The following is a 15,826-nucleotide window of genomic DNA, read 5'->3' on the forward strand; positions in this document are numbered from 1 at the left end:
CCGGACGTCTTTCACTGGTGCTGCAGGTCCGGTTCCGGGTAGTCGCCTGCCTTGCGTTCGAGCGCGGTGGTGAAGAGACCCAGCGCGATCATGCCGACGCCGAGGCCGAGATGCAGCCAGTTGTCGGCGACGTTGAACGGCAGGAAATTCCCCGGGCTGCTCTGCGGGATCGCCAAGCCGATGAGCCACAGGAGCAGATAGATCCCGCCGCCGACCATCAGGAAGACCCGGGAAGCGGCGCGTTTGCCGGCGGCGAGCACGCCCACCACGCCGAACAGCAGATGCACCAGGTTGTGCAGGATCGACACGGCGAAGACCCCGAACAAGCGTGCGCCGGAATGATGCCCGGCGAATTCGAGCTCGTCGTAGCCGGTGGTGATACCCGGGATGAAGCCGAGGACGCCGACCACGAGGAAGACCGCGCCGACCGCCAGCGCGGCCACTTGCGGCGGACGCCGTCCGGTGTGGGTGCCGTTCGCGGTCATGAGTCGCGGCCGTCCGGTCGTTCGCCCGCGGAACCTTCCCGCGCTTCGCCGGATTGCTCGACGCTCTTGCGCTGTTCCTCAGGCGAATTCGGGTTTCGGTGGTCGGCGCCCTCGGCCGGGTCCGTGGGGCGGGCGCCGCGCACCGCCTCTTCTTCGTCCATGCCGGCCGGGTACCCCGGGTGCTCCGGGATAATCCTCGGCCGGCGTCGGCTCAGACGTCGCCGGACGCCAGAAGGGTCAGGAGTTCGGCGTGCCCGGCCTGGGTGATCAGGCTGGCGGCGTCGAAGTAGATGCGCTCGTTCGTGATCCGATCCTCGTCGAAGAAGAACACCGCGATGATCGGCACCCGGAACGCCTTGCCGGTGGGCGGGCGGCCGTAGAACTCGCCGAGGTTGGTGCCGAGCAGGTCGAATTCGACGATGACCGACTCGTCGGCGAAGTGGTACCGGACGTTGTCGTGCCGCTGGTCCGGGAACGCCGTCCTGGTCATGCGGTAGTAGGCCATGACCTCTTCGCCGCCGTCGAAGATCTGCCCGGTCGCCATGATCTCGTAGTGCGGATGGCCGTTGAAGGTGCCCAGTGTGCGGTCGAACTCGTGGGCCACCTCGGTGTCCATATGCTCTTCGATGATCTTGAGGCGGCGCTCGCGCAGGTCTTCGCTGATCACTGGTCCTCCGGGTGGTTCCTGGTCGCGATCCGGAGCCTGCCGCCCGCGGCCTCGTCGTCCGTTCCGTAGAGCAGGCTGCCGCACGAGCGTGACAAGCAGGTCATGGCCTCGATCTTGTGGCCGGGGAAGTCGCCGATCCTCACCGGAACGGGGGAGAGGGCGATCGAGCCGTCGGGGCGGAGGACACCGGCCTCGTACACGGCCGAATCGAAGGGGCCTTCGTCGCCGGGATCGGAGGCGGCCGAGATCAGGACGCGGTCGTCGGCGGTGATCTCGACGTCCGAGGCGTGCCGGACGTGGGCGACCGGGTACGGGACGCGGAACGGGATCGACTTCGGCTTCTTGAAGGACAGCTTCGAGACAGAGAACTCCGCCGAGTAGAGCGTGGCGGGGCGGGTGTCCTGACCGCGGTCCGCCCAGACCGCGAACAATCGGTCATTCACCTTTTTCAGCGCGAAACCCTCGTAATTGTCGTCCGGGTCGCCTTTCGGGACCTGGAAAGTGCCGAGCACTTTCAGGCGCCGGTCCTTCAAGGTGAAGTGGAAGCCTTTGCCGTCGCTGGCCAGTGCGATGAATTCGCCGTTCTTCCCCGGCACGGGTTCGGCCGCTTCGAGATCCACCGGGAGCTCGCCTGGCCAGTCGAGAGAGTCCACGTTGGACACTTTACCGTGGTCGATGCGGACCCGTACCGCACGGTTCTCTCCGGCTTTCTTGTTGTCCCGCAGGACAAGCGCGTCGATACGGTCGTCGTCCCTGTCCAGGACGGCGATGCCGCTGGCGCCGGAGGTCATGCCGGTGCCGATGGATTCCCAGCCGTCGCCCGCGAGCGCGGCGGACGGCAGGAACAGGGGAATGGTCAAGGCTGAAAGAATGGCGATGGAGGCGAATTTCATGCCGACAAACTAGTTCAAGAAGAGGCCGGGGGAAAGGCCGGAATCGATGCACTCCATTCCGGCGCGAATCCGCGCCGGAATGGAGCACCGGTTCAGCCGCAGGAGAGGGTGCCGGAGCGGAGCGCGTGGCCGCCTTCGTTCCCGTCGTCGGCCCAGACGACCTGCTTGCTCCCGGAGGCGCACGTGGCCGAAATCGCGAAGCCTTCGTTGTTGTAGTCCGGCATCCCGCTCGGCCGGTCGTGCATGGCCGTGACGGCGAACTTGCCCTGGGCGTCGACGGCCAGCGTCGTCGAATCACCGCCGCAGGTGTCGTCGCAGACCGCCCACAGTTTGCCGGTGGAAGCCTCGTACTCGAGTTCCATGATCGAGCCGAGCCCGCTCGCGAAACTCGCGACCCGGGTGTACTTCCCGCCCGCCTGGTCGAGCGCGTAGGCGTAGATCATCCCGTTGCTTTCGAGGCCGACCAAGTAGAGGCCGGTGCCGTGGCCGGGATAGTTGCTCGGGTTGTACGGAGTCTTCGTGCGCTGGTCCACGAACCCCTTGGCGGTGAGAGCGCTGTCCGGGATCCACGAGACGGCTTCGAGCCCGTCGTTGGCCGAAACCTTCGGCAGGTCCGCCGTCAGGTTCCATTCGGCCTTGGCGCTGAGGCTCTTGGCCGAACCGGAGACGTCGTACCGGAGCACCTTGAGAGCGCTCGTCCTGCTGTTGTCGCCGTCGCGTTCGGTGGCCGCGACCACGCCGTCCGGGGTGGCCACGACGGCTTCGGCGTCGGGGTCGCCCTTGCCGTCGCGGTAGCGCAGCTGCTTGCCCGACGACCAGCCGTTGGCCGTGTCCGGCTGCCATTTGGTGCCGTTGCGCACGAGGCGGTACAGCGTGCCGGGACCGTTCTTGACCGCCCACAGGACGTCGGGGCTTCCGAAGGACAGGCCGCTCATGTTGCCGCCGAGAACGTTCGAACCGTCGGCGGTGGTGACGGCCGAAGCGCCCGGCCAGGGGCTGTTCGCCGTGGTGCTCGCGGTGGCGGTCGCGGCGGGCAGCGTCAGCAGGGCCGCGGCGACGGTGGCCACGGCGGCGGGCCGGATCCGGCGAGTTGATCGGGGCATTCGCGCTCCTTCGGGGCGGACGAAGTGGGTCGCGGCGTGTCGTCACAAGTTAAGTAAGTTTCCTTACGAATACAAGATATCGCCAGGTTCTCACGAAATGAAGCAACGCTGGGTTTACAAATGGTGTCCACTTGTCAAACCGGATGTACATCGCCTAAAGTTTTGTAAACCCAGCCAACGGAGGAGGGTGCGATGAGCGAGATGACGGGCACGATCCCGGCGGGCTCGACCGAACGGTGGACCGACCGCAAGCGGTACCTCTGGCTGATCGGCCTGGTGGTCCCTTCGCTCGCCTTCCTGGCCATCGGCCTGCACGCGGCCACCGGATGGGGTGTGTGGTTGTGGATCGGGCCGATCGTGATCCTGGTGATCGTGCCGCTGATCGACCTGCTGGCCGGCCTGGACCGCAGCAATCCGCCCGACGACGTGATCGAACGGCTGGAGCGGGATCGCTACTACCGGTGGATCACCTTCGCCTTCCTGCCCATCCAGTACGCGGGTTTCGTCGTCGCGTTCTGGCTGATCGCCCGCGGCGACCTTTCCGTCGCGGACAAGATCGGGCTGGCGATCTCGATCGGCTGCATCGGCGGTATCGGCATCAACACCGCGCACGAACTCGGGCACAAGAAGGAGAGCCACGAGCGCTGGCTGTCGAAGATCGCGCTGGCGCAGAGCTTCTACGGCCACTTCTACATCGAGCACAACCGCGGCCACCACGTCCGCGTGGCGACCCCGGAGGATCCGGCCAGCAGCCGGGTGGGGGAGAGCTTCTACCGCTTCTGGCCGCGCACGGTGTTCGGCTCGCTGAAATCCGCGTGGGGTCTGGAGCGCAAGCGGTACGCCCGTCGTGACCGGCATCCGTTCCGGATCGGCAACGACGTGCTCAACGCCTGGCTGATGTCGGCGGTGCTGTGGGCGGCCATGACCGTGTGGCTGGGGCCGGGGATCCTGCCGTATCTGGTGATCCAGGCCGTGATCGGCTTCTCGCTGCTGGAGGTCGTGAACTACATGGAGCACTACGGCATGCGGCGGCAGAAGGTCGGCCCGCCGAACCGGCGCCGCTATGAACGGGTGGATCCCAGCCACAGCTGGAACTCCAACAACATCGCCACCAACGTGCTGCTCTACCACCTGCAACGGCACAGCGATCACCACGCGAACCCGACTCGCCGCTACCAGACGCTGCGTGATTTCGCGGAATCGCCGGTCCTGCCGACGGGGTACGCCGGAATGATCGTGCTGGCGCTGTTCCCGCCGGTGTGGCGGCGGGTGATGGATCCGCGCGTCCTCGCGCATTTCGACGGCGACATCTCCCGGGCCAACATCCAGCCGTCGAAGCGGGCGAAGATCCTGGCGCGCTACGGAACGCGCGTCACCGCGCCGTCCCGGGTCGTCGCCGACACGCACGGCGACGCGACCGAAGGCGGGATGTGCCCGGGCTGCGGCTATGTCTACGACGAGAAACTCGGCGATCCGCGTGAGGGTTTCCCCGCCGGAACGCCGTGGTCGGCGATCCCGGATTCGTGGTGCTGCCCGGACTGCGGCGTGCGGGAGAAGGTCGATTTCGTGGCACCGGGAAGGGTCGGAGCATGATGAAGATCGAAGCGGACCGCGCGAAATGCGACGGGCTGGGCATGTGCGAGGCGATGGCGCCCGACTTCTTCGAAGTGGGCGACGACGGGACGGTCGTCGTGCTCGACGAGCGGCCCGGTGAGGAATACCGCCAGGACCTGTCGGCCGCTGTCGACGCCTGCCCGGTCCTCGCGCTGAAGCTGCGGGACTGACGATGGCACTGGTCGTCGTGGGAGCGTCACTGGCCGGACTGCGCGCGGTCGAGGCCGCGCGCCGGGGCGGGTACCGGGGACGGATCGTGCTGATCGGCGCGGAGGAGCACCCGCCCTACGACCGGCTCCCGCTGTCGAAATCCTTCCTGGCCGCGGACGGCTCGGGGCGAGTCGACCCCTTCCACACCGAGGCGGTGCTGCGCGACGAGATCGGCGTCGAGTTGATGCTCGGCGCGCCGGCGGACGGGCTCGACACCGCCGCTCGCGAGGTGTCGGTCGCCGGAACGACGGTTCCCTACGACGCACTGGTGATCGCGACCGGTGCCACCGCGCGGCGGCTCCCCGGCAGCGACGGGATCGCCGGGGTTCACACGCTGCGGACCGCCGAGGACGCGTTCGCCGTCCGTGCCGCACTCGACGACGGCGCGCGCACGGTCGTGATCGGGGCGGGTTTCATCGGCTCGGAGGTCGCCGCCGCGGCCCGGAAACGCGGGCTGTCGTCGACGATCGTCGAAGCGCTCGACGTCCCGCTCGTCCGAGCGGTCGGGGCCGAGGCGGGCGCGGTGTGCGCTTCACTGCACCACGACGCGGGTACGGAACTGCGGCTTTCCACGACGGTCACCGGCCTGGAATCCGACGGCGGTGCGGTGACCGGCGTCCGGCTTTCGACCGGTGAGGTGCTGCCCGCGGATCTGGTGGTCGCCGGCATCGGCGTCGTCCCGGCCACCGGCTGGCTGGCGGGGAGCGGGGTCCCGCTGCACGAGCGCGACGGTGGCGTGGTGTGCGATGCGACGCTGTCGACCGGGGTCCCCGGTGTGTACGCCGCCGGAGACGTCGCACACGCCTCGAACCCGTTGTTCGACGGCGAGCTGATGCGGCTGGAGCACTGGACGAACGCCGCGGAGCAGGGTGCCGCGGCCGCTCGTCACGCGCTCGCCCCGGCGACGGCACGCGCGCTGGCGCCGGTGCCGTACTTCTGGTCGGACTGGTACGACCACCGGATCCAATTCGTCGGCACCCCGCGGGCGGACGAGGTGGTGGCCGCCGTCCCGGAGGCCGGTGGCTTCACCGCGCTGTACCGGCGCGGGGACCGGGTCGTCGGGGCGCTGACGATCGACCGGCCGCGCGAGATCATGAAGTACCGCCGCCATATCGCGGGACGGGCGCCGTGGCCCGAGGCGCTGGCTTTCGCGGCGGGCACGGCGGCCTAGAATGACGATCATGAGTGAGGTACCGGCGACGGGGGGTCCGTACCGTCAACCGATCGTCGCGTCGGCGATCGAACTGACCGTGCGTTCCGGCTGGTCCTCGGTGACGATGAGCAAACTCGCGGAGATCGTCGGCGTCAGCCGTCAGACCGTCTACAACGAACTCGGCTCGAAGAGCCAGCTGGCCGAAGCGATGATCTCGCACGAACTCGCCCGGTTCCTCGCTGTGGTCCGTGAAGCGTTCGAACGGCACCCCGGCGACCTCGTCGAGGCGATCCACGACGCCGTCCGAGGCGTCCTCGAACTCGCCGACGACAACCTCCTGCTGCGCGCCATCGTCTCGGCCACACATGGCGCCGACACCGAGTTGCTGCCGCTGCTGACGTCGCGGGCCGGGAGCCTCCTTGGCGAAGCGACGGTGATGCTGCGCGGTCGTGTTCGCGCCTACGGTCCGCCGCTGGACGCCGAGCAGCTCGACGTCGCCATCGACGTCGTGGTCCGGACCGTGCTGAGCCACATCATGCAGCCGTCGGACACTCCGGCGCGCACGGCCGACGCGCTGGCGTGGATGGCGTCGCGTGTACTCGGCGCGACGACGGCTCGGTCACTGCGGCATCCTTCGCAGAGTTAGGGCGCTGCCGCTCGGGGAGTCGAGTTTTCTGGACATGCCGTCGCCTCTTGATGACGACTCCTGCGCGTTTGTCGCATGTGCCGGAGACGGGCGAGCTGGAGAAGATCGAAAGCCTGATGGGTGGCATTGGCCCGCCGGAAGCCCGGACCACCGGTAGCCGGAAATCCCCGTCGTTCGCCCGTCGCGGTGAGCGAAATGTACCCCCGTGCTAAACCTCCCGCGGTCGGTGTCACATCGCGTTACCACTGGCGGAGATACCCATCAGTAGCCGAGCGACCACTCTTGTAACAGCACACGCACGGTGAACGATCCGCTACTCTGATCGGCGCGACTGAACAGGCTGCACCGATCAGCACCGCAACGCACCAGGGCGAGGGGTTCGAGGGGTGGACGCGTGACCGAAGCAGAGAGATCGTCATGGCTGGGTGACCTGGGGTTCTACATCACTGACGACCGAGTGGCGGAAAACCGAGTGACAGAAAACGTCAACCGGGCCAAGGTCGCCGAAATCGCCACCAACGACCAAGTGCAACAAGCCGCCCATGCTCCCGGGTTCCGGCTTGATCGCGACCACGCCGAAAGAATGGTCCAAAAAGCCAAAGAAGTCTTGGAACACTTGCGAAACGATCAGACCATCACTCAGTCGCTGGAGCGAATGCGGTCGGCTGCCGAGGATCCGGTGAGCATGGGATTCACCAAGGCGGCCACGTGGAACGGCGATCAGCCGGGGGCGTTTGCCTATGGGGCGGGGCATGTTCGCCTTGAGATGCTCTATCTCAAGGAATTGGTCAAGCGACTTGAGAAGGCGCTGGGCCGAACAACCGAAAATGACCAAGAATCTGGCGAAGCCCTTAAGGGCAGCGTTCAAGAAGGAGCGGTGTAATGCGTCGGCAGGTCATCATTATCGCACTCGGTGCGGCAACGGCATTGACCGTCGCGGCCTGCTCGGGTAGCGGCGCTACCCCTGGCACGTCGACCCCGGCCCCTCCGACGACGCCAGCGGCAAGTTCAGGGCAGGAATTGCCGTATGCGGGTGCGCCGAAGGTGTCCATGCCGCTCCCGGAGTCGATTTTCTCCGGTGACCCGTGCGCGGACACTCTCAACGCCGACCAAATCCTCAAGGCCGTAGGAAAGCCTTCGGAAACCAAACGTGTGGACGCGGACACGGTCGGTCCGGGTTGTCAATGGCTCAATAAAAGCACTACGGGTCAGGTGACCATGCGGTATGCCACCAAGTTGCCTGGCGGCTTGAGCGCTATCTATGAGAATGTGAAGCCCAAGGCTGAAATCTGGAAGCCGATTTCTTCCCTGCAAGGTTTTCCGGCTGTTGCGTATGTCTCCCCTTCTGGTGGTTCACCTACCGAGTTCTGTCAGATCAGTATCGGGGCGACCGATAGCACCACCATTGAAGTGTCGGTATTTCTCAGCCTCAACTCGGAAGGCAAGAAAGATCCGTGCGAGTCGGCTAACACGGTGGCGGATCTCGTTATGACGAGTCTTCGTGCGAAGGCGGGTGTCTAGGCGTGAGCTTTCTTTCTGGTCTCGTGCATGGTGTCGGGGGCTTGTTCTCTGAGCTGGGTAAGGCTGCCGGGGATTCCTTGAAAAGGGCGGTAAACTGGACCCGCGATTTGTTTAGCGGGGATCTTGGTACGCAGCCGGTGCCGGTGCCCACATTCGTGAAGCAGGTGCACGCGGGTACCTCCAGCCCGTGGCACGAGGCCGCCACGCAGGCAGGGCGGGCCTCGAAAGGACAGGGCGACCACGCGGGTATCCTCCGAGAGATCATCGGCGGCCTGGACTCTTCCTGGTCCGGTGCGGGTGCGGATGCCGCACGCGAGCGTGTCCATAAGCTCTATACGGTGGCTGATTCGGCTGATAGGTCCATGGCACGTAATCAACAGTTGGTGTTGACTGCCGCGTCAGGGTTTGAGCACACCAGAGCCACCCTCAAGCCGATGCCCCCACGTCCGGACAAGAGTTTCGGGGATGTGATTTCGCCATGGGACACCGACACTGAAAAGGCGATCAACGACTACAATAAAAAGGCGGAATTCAACCTCGCGACCTACAAAAGCTATGAAAGCCAACTCAAGCAGGCACAAAGTGGTTTGCAACGCGACTACGGGCAGCTGGGTTTTTATGACGGCGCGGATATCGCGTTAGTGCCTCCTCGCAAGAAGGGTGGGACCCCACCACCGGGGCACCCCTCACCCCCTCCGAGTGTGGGGGGGCGCAGCGACGGTGACGGCGGCTATGTGGGTAGTTCGGGGTTCTCTCCGTTCCCGCCCCCCGGTCACACACCAGGCACTCCTGGCAGTGGTTCTCACGTCGGGGCCGGTGTGGGAGGAGATCACACTGCGACCTCTGGCTACAACCCAGCCGCGCGCGATGGCCTGTCCACCCCGAACATCCCTTCCCCATCGAGCGGTCGGACCGAGACCGGGTCAGGGGTCGGTAGCGGCTTTCTGCCCGGCACGCCCGGCTCTGCCATCGGCGGGGTTGGTGGGCGCGCGGGCGGCGTGGGTGCTGGTCGCGGCAGCGGTGCGGGTGTCCTCGGCGGCGCGGGCGGTAGCGAGTCCGGCCGGGCGGGCGCGCGGTCGACCGGTACGGGTGCCCCGGGCGCGCCCGGTGGGGCGATGGCTCCCGGCGCGCGCGGCGACAAGAGCGAGGACATCGAACACGCCCGTAAGTACGGGCTGGAGGAGGCTCCGTTGGAGATCGCCGATATCGACCCCGAGACCGGGTACACGGTTGTTCCGCCGACTATCGGAACATGACCACGTTCCCTTGATATGCAAGGAAAACACGCGCTATGGCTCTCATTGACGCGCCGCTGGTGTTGCCGAAACTCGCGTTACTCACGGTGTGGGGGTGGCACGCGAGCGACCTGGGGAACCCGCACCCGATCTTTGGCACCAACACCGGGTACTACATGCCCGATGGGGCTACAGCGCGGATCGAAGCGGGCACTTGGGAACTGCTGTCCGAGCATCGATTGGCGCGTGGGCAACGGGTGAGCCCGCTCCTGCTCGACACTCTCAAGGTGGTGGGCGGAGCGGATCGTGAGTTCTACGGGTGGACCGCTTACCCGGCGGGGAGCGACCGCGACGGGGGCGGGTTCTTCACCGGTTCCCGAGATCGCGACGCGGTGCGGGTGCTGGTCGATGACGACGCGGTGATCCTGCAACCACTACCGGACCACCGGTACCTGGCGGCGGATCTGGTGGAGGTGCTGCCCCCTGTCGACTCGGCAGAAATCCGGGACCTGTCCGTGCCGCGCACGGCCCCCGCGCGGCCGGTGGCGGTTGCGGCGAGCCGTAGCCCGCTCGCCCACTCCGACCCCGAACAAGGCGACCCGGACCGGGACCTGATCACCGAACTCATGCACGCCCCACGCGACGCGACCCACCAGCTGTATACAGCATTCACCACCGCGCGCGGACGCTCCCGGAGTGTGCCGATCACCGTCGTGGACTTGATCGAGCGCGGGCGGGTGATCACCTACACCAACACCGACAAGGACGGCACCGAGTACATCCACGCGGCCGGTAGCGATGGGTTGGTGCGGCTCCTGGAGAACACCAACCGCACCCTCTGACACCGAACGCCGGCGACCTGCATGAACACAAAATCGGCAGGTCCCGAGCATGTCACAAGAGGGCGGGTCCCCTGGCGACGTTCAGCACACCCCCGATGCCACATTGGGGACACCGAAGTGGTCAGCGGCGACGAGGCGGAAACTGTCGGACCCGTATGCGAGGCTCCACCGATGATCGTCGTGTTCGATGCCGAGCTCTGGGTCTGGGACGCCCGCCGCGAGGAGACCTGGACCTTCGTCAGCCTGCCCCAGGACATCTCCGAGGAGATCCGCGAGATCACCGACGGCCCGCGTAGAGGGTTCGGCGCGGTCCGGGTCCAGGTCGGTATCGGTGGCAGCCAATGGAAGACGTCGATCTTCCCGGACGCCAAACGAGGCGCGTACGTATTGCCGGTGAAGAAAGCGGTCCGCAAGGCCGAAGGGATCGAGGAAGGTGATGTGGCGAAGGTGACGGTCGAGCTGATCGACCTCTGACCGTCAAAGCAGGCGTTCACCGAGCGGTGTCGTCAGGTAGAGGACGCTGCGGCCGGAGCGTTCGCGTGCGACCAGTCCGCTGTCCCGCAGGACCTTGAGGTGCTGGGAAACGGCGCTCGGAGTCACGCCCAAAGCACGGGCCAGATCGGTCGTGGTCGCGGGGGACGACAGGGCCGAGAGGAGGTCTGCCCGCGTCCGCCCCAGCAGTCGTACTGTGCTGGACCCGGCCGAAGGGGTTCCGGCAGCCCACAGGGCGCCGGTTCCCCGCGCCGGATAGCGGATCGTGGTCTGGGTCGAGGTGTTCTTCTTGATCAGGACATACGGAGACCCGAGGACGACCGGCATCAGCACGAGGCCACCCGGCCCTCGTGTGACGACACTGTGCCGTTCTCGCCATCGTTCGCCGGCCAGCGTCACCCGATCGGCGCGCCAGCGCAGATCCGGATGCAGATCGGCGAACAACCGCTCGGCACCGCCCGCGGTCAGTTGCCTTGCGCGGAACCCGACATCGGCGTCCAGCACTGCCCGTATCCGCGGCCAATGCGGCGCGACCAGGCGGTCATGCGCTTCACGTAGTTCGTCGGCGATCTCTCGCAGACCGGACGTGGGGTTGTCGGCGAGTGCCGCGGCGGCGGTGGGGAGCCTTCCACCGAAGACCCGGCCGAGACTCGCTCGCACCCGAGCTTCCGGGGTCCGCCGTAGCGCGTCCAGGTCATTGTCGAGGGAGGCCCCTGAGTCGCGGGGAGCGGGGACGAGGAACTCCGGCCAGCTCAGCTTGCCGTTCACGAGCAGCGGCCAGGTCCGGGAGAGATCGAGGGGCTCGCGATCGAGCTCCTCCTGAGCCCACCGCAGCCAGGGCAGGTTGACCGGATTCCGGTCGAGGCCGGCGATCTGAAGCAGACAAGCCACGGTTTCGGACAGTGGCGAGATCGCGAATCGGGTCGCGGCCAGTTCGGCCACACCGAGTTCGAGGGTCATCGGCATCATTCGAGTATGTAGGGACGAGCTAAATGGTGTTTCGGGATCACCAGGCGGCGCCACGATCCGATCATGTCCCACCTGCCTCACGCCTACCGACGACTGTGGTGGGCCACCGGGATCGACAGTCTCGGAAACGGCGTCTTCACCGCGGCGCTGCCCTTGCTGACCGTGACGGTGAGCCACGACGCGAGGGACATGGCCTTGGTCTCCGCCACGACGTATCTGCCGTGGCTTCTGCTGTCGCTCGTCGCGGGATCTGTGGCCGACAGGGTCGACCGGATCGCCCTGATGTGGCGAACACAGACACTCCAAGCCCTGATCGTCGGCGTGCTCACCGTGCTCGTCGCGGCGGGGGTGGTCACCGTGCCGGTGCTCGTCGTACTCGCGTTCGCGCTTGGGTCGTGCGACGTCTTCTACGACAACGCGGCGCAAACGGTGCTCCCGGACCTCGTCTCGAAAGGCCGGCTGCATCAGGCGAACGGCAGCCAGCAGGTGGCGTTGGTCGTCGGCAGGCAGTTCGGGGGCCCGCCTCTGGGAAGCCTGTTCTTCGCGCTCGCTTGGACGCTCCCGTTCGCCGTCGACGCCGTGTCGTTCGTCCTCGCCGCCCTGCTTCTTGCCGGGCTGCCCCGCCGACGACACGTGCCGTCGGAACGAGTGAAGGTCCTCGACGGACTTCGCTGGCTGAGGAAACACCGCCTGCTTCGTACTCTTGCTTTGCTGCTGGGCGTCAACACGTTCTGCGGTCAGTTCGGGAACGCGACTCTCGTGTTGTTCGTGACCGACGTGCTGCATCTCGGCGCGGGAGTGTTCGGTCTGCTGCTCGCCGGCGCGGCGGTCGGCGGCATCGCGGGCGGACTGGTGATCGCGCGGCTGGTCGCCCGGCTCGGTGACCTCCGCGCGCTCCTCGTCTCGCTCGCCGTGAACGCCGTCGTCTTCGCCGGTATGGGGTTCAGCCCGAACGTCGCCGTGCTCGGCGGGCTCTTGGCGGTGAGCGGTTTCGTGACGACGATCTGGAACGTCGTCACGGTCGGCGTCCGGCAGCGAGAGGTACCCGCGTCGCTGCTCGGCCGTGTCAACAGCGTGTACCGGCTGCTCGGCTGGGGGCTGATGCCGCTCGGCGCGCTGACCGGTGGGCTGCTCGCGCACAGGTTCGGGCTTCGCGTTCCCTACCCCGTCGCGGGAGTCTTGCGAGGCTTCGCGCTCTTGGCCGCGCTTCCCGTGCTGATTCCGGCGATGCGGAACGCCACTCCTCGGGGAGTTCGGTCAGCCTCCGCAGTTCGTACACCCCGTGGACCGAGCCGTCGTGCTTGAACCTGACCCCCGACAGGGCGGTGGAGAGCCGGAGGGAGGTGGGACTCGGCCCGGCGATCGCCGCGTTCATTCCCGGCCGGTCTTCGCCAGCCTCGACGGCCACCAGATCCTCCGTCCGACGTCCACCGCCAGCGCCGGTACCAGCAGCGAGCGCACCAGAAGCGTATCGAGCAGGACGCCGAACGCGACGATGAACGCCAGCTGCGCCAAGAAGAGGATGGGCAGGACGGCCAGTGCGGCGAAGGTCGCGGCGAGTACGACTCCCGCGGACGTGATCACGCCGCCCGTGACGCGGAGGCCGCGCAGCGTCCCGTCCCGCGTGCCGATTCTGCCCGCTTCCTCGCGGACCCTGGTCATCAGGAAGATGTTGTAGTCGATCCCCAGCGCGACAAGGAAGACGAAGCCGAACAGCGGGACGACCGGGTCGGCGCCGGGAAAGTCGAAGACGTGGTTGAACACCAGCGCCGAGACACCCATCGTCGCGGCGAAGGACAGCACCACCGTGCCGATCAGCAGCAGCGGCGCGAGCAGCGACCGCAGCAGGAGGGCGAGCACGAGGAAGATCACGACCAGGACGATCGGGATGATCAGCAGCCGGTCGTGCTCGGAGGTCTCCCTCGTGTCGAGCAGGGTCGCCGTCGGTCCGCCGACCTTCGTGCCCTCGACGCTGTGCACGGCTTCCCGGATCCGTTGGACCGTCGCGACCGCCGCGTCGGAATCCGGGGGATCCGCGAGGACCGCGTCGATCTTCGCGAGCCCGCCCGCTTCGCCGCTTTGGCGGACGTCCGAAACGCCGGGGACCCGCGCCAGCGTGGTGACCGCTTGTGCTTGACCGGCTGGTGTGATGATCACCGTGGGCGAGCCGGAGCCACCGGGGAAGTAGCGCGAAAGGACTTCCTGCCCCGCGACGGAATCGACCGGAGTGAGGAAGACGGCGGACTGCGCGGTGCCGGAGGCCTTGAGCTGGGGGAGGAACGCGCCGCCCGCGAGCAGGACGACCGTCGTGACGATCCAGATCGTGCGCGGAGCGCGGGCGACCCAACCGGACACGCGTGCCCAAATGCCGCCGGTCTCTTCGCGAGGCTGGGTCACCGTCGGCCGGAAGGGCCAGAAGGCGTTGCGCCCGCACAGGGCCAGGACCGCGGGGAGGAACGTGATGGTCGTGAGGAAGGCGGCGCCGATGCCGATGGCGGCGACCGGGCCGAGCCCTTTGTTGGAGTTGAGGTCGCTGAACAGCAGGCAGAGCACGCCGAGGATCACGGTCCCCGCCGAGGCCGCGATCGGCTCGATGGTCGAGCGCCAGGCCGTGCGGAGCGCGGAGCGCGCGTCGTCGGTCGCCCTGAGTTCTTCGCGATAGCGCGAGATCATGAGGAGCGCGTAGTCGGTGGCGGCGCCGAAGACGAGGATGAACAGGATGCCCTGGCTCTGCCCGTTCAGCGCCAGCACGTCGTGATCCGCGAGCAGGTACACCGCGAGACTCGCCGTTCCCAGCGCGAAGACCGCGGACAACAGGACCAGCAGGGGGAGCAGCGGACTCCGGTAGACGATGATCAGGATGACCGCGACGACCGCGCCCGCGACCAGGAGCAGCAGTCCGTCGATCCCGCCGAACGCCTCCTTGAGGTCGGCGATCTGTGCGGCGGGGCCGGTCACGAGTACCTTCAACCCGTCGGGGGTGTCGCGGGCGAGCGCCTCTCGCAGCGCCTCGACGCCGTCCCCTGGGTCACTCTTGGCGTCCAGGAACACGACGACCTGCGCGCCCGCGTTGCTCCCCGGCGCCGGGACGAGCCGGGCGTTCGACGTGCGGTCGGCGAGGAATCGCTTGTCGTTCTCGGTCAGGCCTGCGGGGCGCTCGGCGACGACGATCGCCGGGATCACGGAGGCGCCGGCGAACTGCTTCTGGAGTTCGCCGACCTCGGTGGCTTCGGCCGACGCCGGGAGAAAACTGCTGCTGTCGTTCTCCGTGACCTGGCTCAGCTTGCCCGCGTACGGGCCGCTGAACCCGCCGAAGAGCAGCCACGCGACCGCGACGAGGGCGGGGAGCAGCCAGCGCAGAGGTGACCGCGTGCGGGCTGGGCGTTCGACTTCCGAGATCATGGACGGATGGCTCCCGTGGCATCGCTACTTCGACGAGTGAATAGTTCGACCATCGAAATAGTAGAGTGGTCACCCGGACGGGGCAACGTGAGGGGAGGTTCCGGTTATGGCCGCGGGCTCTGAAGAGGTCGAACAGGTCACGGACGATCTGCTCGTTCTCCTGCTACGCCAGCTGACGGTCGAGTCGGACCGGTTCGCGGAGATGTTCGGTGAGTCACACGGCCTGCACCGGACCGACCTCAACGCGCTCGCGGTGATCATGGACGCCGCCCGTATGGGGGACCCGATGAGCCCGAGCAGGCTCGCGAGCGCCCTGCACCTGAGCGCGTCGGCGACGACGGCGGTGCTGGACCGGCTGGAGCGGGCCGGCCATCTCTACCGGGACCGGAGCGCCACCGACCGGCGCAAGGTCGAATTGCGGATGCACGACCAGGCACGGCGGATCGGTGCGGAGTTCTTCCAGCCCCTCGGGGAGCGCTACGCCGAAGCATGGCGCGACCTGGGGGAGGACGAGCGGCGGGCGGTCGCCCGGTTCCTCCGGAACAGCATCGCCGCGACCGTCGAAGTGCGCGGTCGCCTGGCACCGTGAACACT

Annotated in this window: 18 protein-coding genes; 11 read left to right on the forward strand and 7 right to left on the reverse strand. The window is 67.2% G+C overall.

Annotated elements, in window-relative coordinates; genetic code table 11:
• Positions 1-11: 11 nt before the first annotated feature.
• The 5 genes from LCL61_RS23140 to LCL61_RS23160 form a co-directional block, all read right to left on the reverse strand.
• Positions 12-485 (reverse strand): DUF4383 domain-containing protein, encoded by a 474-nt coding sequence (locus tag LCL61_RS23140; protein WP_340681638.1) that lies wholly within the window; start codon positions 483-485, stop codon positions 12-14.
• Positions 482-646, reverse strand: coding sequence for a hypothetical protein (locus LCL61_RS23145; RefSeq protein WP_340681639.1), 165 nt, complete (start codon positions 644-646; stop codon positions 482-484). The genes LCL61_RS23140 and LCL61_RS23145 overlap by 4 nt, the downstream gene beginning before the upstream one ends.
• A gap of 50 nt (positions 647-696) precedes the next feature.
• Entirely contained in the window at positions 697-1,152 is a 456-nt protein-coding gene (locus tag LCL61_RS23150) for an ester cyclase (protein WP_340681640.1), read from the reverse strand.
• Complete coding sequence (locus LCL61_RS23155) at positions 1,149-2,045, reverse strand: hypothetical protein (RefSeq protein WP_340681641.1); 897 nt, start codon at positions 2,043-2,045, stop codon at positions 1,149-1,151. The genes LCL61_RS23150 and LCL61_RS23155 overlap by 4 nt, the downstream gene beginning before the upstream one ends.
• A gap of 92 nt (positions 2,046-2,137) precedes the next feature.
• On the reverse strand, positions 2,138-3,148 hold the full coding sequence (locus tag LCL61_RS23160) for a hypothetical protein (protein ID WP_340681642.1): 1,011 nt from the start codon (positions 3,146-3,148) through the stop codon (positions 2,138-2,140).
• A gap of 192 nt (positions 3,149-3,340) precedes the next feature.
• Here LCL61_RS23160 and LCL61_RS23165 point away from each other — a divergent pair, with 192 nt between their 5' ends.
• From LCL61_RS23165 to LCL61_RS23205, 9 genes are all read left to right on the forward strand, one after another.
• Positions 3,341-4,741, forward strand: a complete 1,401-nt coding sequence (locus LCL61_RS23165) for a fatty acid desaturase (protein WP_340681643.1) — start codon at positions 3,341-3,343, stop codon at positions 4,739-4,741.
• A complete protein-coding gene (locus LCL61_RS23170) occupies positions 4,738-4,932 on the forward strand; it encodes a ferredoxin (protein ID WP_125782839.1) in 195 nt (64 codons plus the stop codon). Before LCL61_RS23165 ends, LCL61_RS23170 begins: the two co-directional genes overlap by 4 nt.
• 2 nt (positions 4,933-4,934) lie before the next feature.
• Positions 4,935-6,143 carry an NAD(P)/FAD-dependent oxidoreductase gene (locus tag LCL61_RS23175; RefSeq protein ID WP_340681644.1) on the forward strand — a complete coding sequence of 403 codons (1,209 nt, stop codon included), beginning with the start codon at positions 4,935-4,937 and terminating at the stop codon, positions 6,141-6,143.
• Position 6,144: 1 nt separating this feature from the next.
• Positions 6,145-6,771: a TetR family transcriptional regulator gene (locus tag LCL61_RS23180; RefSeq protein WP_340681645.1), complete on the forward strand. Its 627-nt coding sequence runs from the start codon at positions 6,145-6,147 to the stop codon at positions 6,769-6,771.
• 394 nt (positions 6,772-7,165) lie between these two features.
• Complete coding sequence (locus LCL61_RS23185) at positions 7,166-7,654, forward strand: hypothetical protein (protein WP_340681646.1); 489 nt, start codon at positions 7,166-7,168, stop codon at positions 7,652-7,654.
• Positions 7,654-8,292, forward strand: a complete 639-nt coding sequence (locus LCL61_RS23190; protein ID WP_340681647.1) for a DUF3558 domain-containing protein — start codon at positions 7,654-7,656, stop codon at positions 8,290-8,292. Before LCL61_RS23185 ends, LCL61_RS23190 begins: the two co-directional genes overlap by 1 nt.
• Positions 8,293-8,333: 41 nt before the next feature.
• Positions 8,334-9,548, forward strand: a complete 1,215-nt coding sequence (locus tag LCL61_RS23195; RefSeq protein ID WP_340681648.1) for a hypothetical protein — start codon at positions 8,334-8,336, stop codon at positions 9,546-9,548.
• A gap of 35 nt (positions 9,549-9,583) precedes the next feature.
• Positions 9,584-10,369, forward strand: coding sequence for an ESX secretion-associated protein EspG (locus tag LCL61_RS23200; protein ID WP_340681649.1), 786 nt, complete (start codon positions 9,584-9,586; stop codon positions 10,367-10,369).
• A gap of 171 nt (positions 10,370-10,540) precedes the next feature.
• Positions 10,541-10,843, forward strand: coding sequence for a DUF1905 domain-containing protein (locus LCL61_RS23205; RefSeq protein ID WP_340681650.1), 303 nt, complete (start codon positions 10,541-10,543; stop codon positions 10,841-10,843).
• Positions 10,844-10,846: 3 nt separating this feature from the next.
• On the opposite strand, the gene LCL61_RS23210 is transcribed toward LCL61_RS23205, so the two are convergent.
• Positions 10,847-11,821 carry a metalloregulator ArsR/SmtB family transcription factor gene (locus tag LCL61_RS23210; protein ID WP_340681651.1) on the reverse strand — a complete coding sequence of 325 codons (975 nt, stop codon included), beginning with the start codon at positions 11,819-11,821 and terminating at the stop codon, positions 10,847-10,849.
• 72 nt (positions 11,822-11,893) lie between these two features.
• Here LCL61_RS23210 and LCL61_RS23215 point away from each other — a divergent pair, with 72 nt between their 5' ends.
• Positions 11,894-13,135 (forward strand): MFS transporter, encoded by a 1,242-nt coding sequence (locus LCL61_RS23215; protein WP_340681652.1) that lies wholly within the window; start codon positions 11,894-11,896, stop codon positions 13,133-13,135.
• 66 nt (positions 13,136-13,201) lie between these two features.
• Here LCL61_RS23215 and LCL61_RS23220 read toward each other — a convergent pair whose 3' ends face one another.
• A complete protein-coding gene (locus LCL61_RS23220) occupies positions 13,202-15,232 on the reverse strand; it encodes an MMPL family transporter (RefSeq protein WP_340681653.1) in 2,031 nt (676 codons plus the stop codon).
• Positions 15,233-15,338: 106 nt separating this feature from the next.
• Between LCL61_RS23220 and LCL61_RS23225 the strand changes: the two genes are divergently transcribed.
• Complete coding sequence (locus tag LCL61_RS23225; RefSeq protein WP_340681654.1) at positions 15,339-15,821, forward strand: MarR family winged helix-turn-helix transcriptional regulator; 483 nt, start codon at positions 15,339-15,341, stop codon at positions 15,819-15,821.
• Positions 15,822-15,826 lie beyond the last annotated feature (5 nt).

It is taken from the genome of Amycolatopsis coloradensis (genome assembly GCF_037997115.1).
Classification (GTDB): Bacteria; Actinomycetota; Actinomycetes; order Mycobacteriales; family Pseudonocardiaceae; genus Amycolatopsis; species Amycolatopsis coloradensis_A.

Excerpts from the sequence above, each read along its gene's own strand:
- LCL61_RS23140 (WP_340681638.1), bottom strand. The coding sequence starts at position 485 with ATGACCGCGAACGGCACCCACACCGGACGGCGTCCGCCGCAAGTGGCC.
- LCL61_RS23145 (WP_340681639.1), bottom strand. The coding sequence starts at position 646 with ATGGACGAAGAAGAGGCGGTGCGCGGCGCCCGCCCCACGGACCCGGCC.
- LCL61_RS23155 (WP_340681641.1), bottom strand. The coding sequence starts at position 2,045 with ATGAAATTCGCCTCCATCGCCATTCTTTCAGCCTTGACCATTCCCCTG.
- LCL61_RS23160 (WP_340681642.1), bottom strand. The coding sequence starts at position 3,148 with ATGCCCCGATCAACTCGCCGGATCCGGCCCGCCGCCGTGGCCACCGTC.
- LCL61_RS23165 (WP_340681643.1), top strand. The coding sequence starts at position 3,341 with ATGAGCGAGATGACGGGCACGATCCCGGCGGGCTCGACCGAACGGTGG.
- LCL61_RS23170 (WP_125782839.1), top strand. The coding sequence starts at position 4,738 with ATGATGAAGATCGAAGCGGACCGCGCGAAATGCGACGGGCTGGGCATG.
- LCL61_RS23175 (WP_340681644.1), top strand. The coding sequence starts at position 4,935 with ATGGCACTGGTCGTCGTGGGAGCGTCACTGGCCGGACTGCGCGCGGTC.
- LCL61_RS23180 (WP_340681645.1), top strand. The coding sequence starts at position 6,145 with ATGACGATCATGAGTGAGGTACCGGCGACGGGGGGTCCGTACCGTCAA.
- LCL61_RS23190 (WP_340681647.1), top strand. The coding sequence starts at position 7,654 with ATGCGTCGGCAGGTCATCATTATCGCACTCGGTGCGGCAACGGCATTG.
- LCL61_RS23200 (WP_340681649.1), top strand. The coding sequence starts at position 9,584 with ATGGCTCTCATTGACGCGCCGCTGGTGTTGCCGAAACTCGCGTTACTC.
- LCL61_RS23205 (WP_340681650.1), top strand. The coding sequence starts at position 10,541 with ATGATCGTCGTGTTCGATGCCGAGCTCTGGGTCTGGGACGCCCGCCGC.
- LCL61_RS23210 (WP_340681651.1), bottom strand. The coding sequence starts at position 11,821 with ATGACCCTCGAACTCGGTGTGGCCGAACTGGCCGCGACCCGATTCGCG.
- LCL61_RS23215 (WP_340681652.1), top strand. The coding sequence starts at position 11,894 with ATGTCCCACCTGCCTCACGCCTACCGACGACTGTGGTGGGCCACCGGG.
- LCL61_RS23220 (WP_340681653.1), bottom strand. The coding sequence starts at position 15,232 with ATGATCTCGGAAGTCGAACGCCCAGCCCGCACGCGGTCACCTCTGCGC.
- LCL61_RS23225 (WP_340681654.1), top strand. The coding sequence starts at position 15,339 with ATGGCCGCGGGCTCTGAAGAGGTCGAACAGGTCACGGACGATCTGCTC.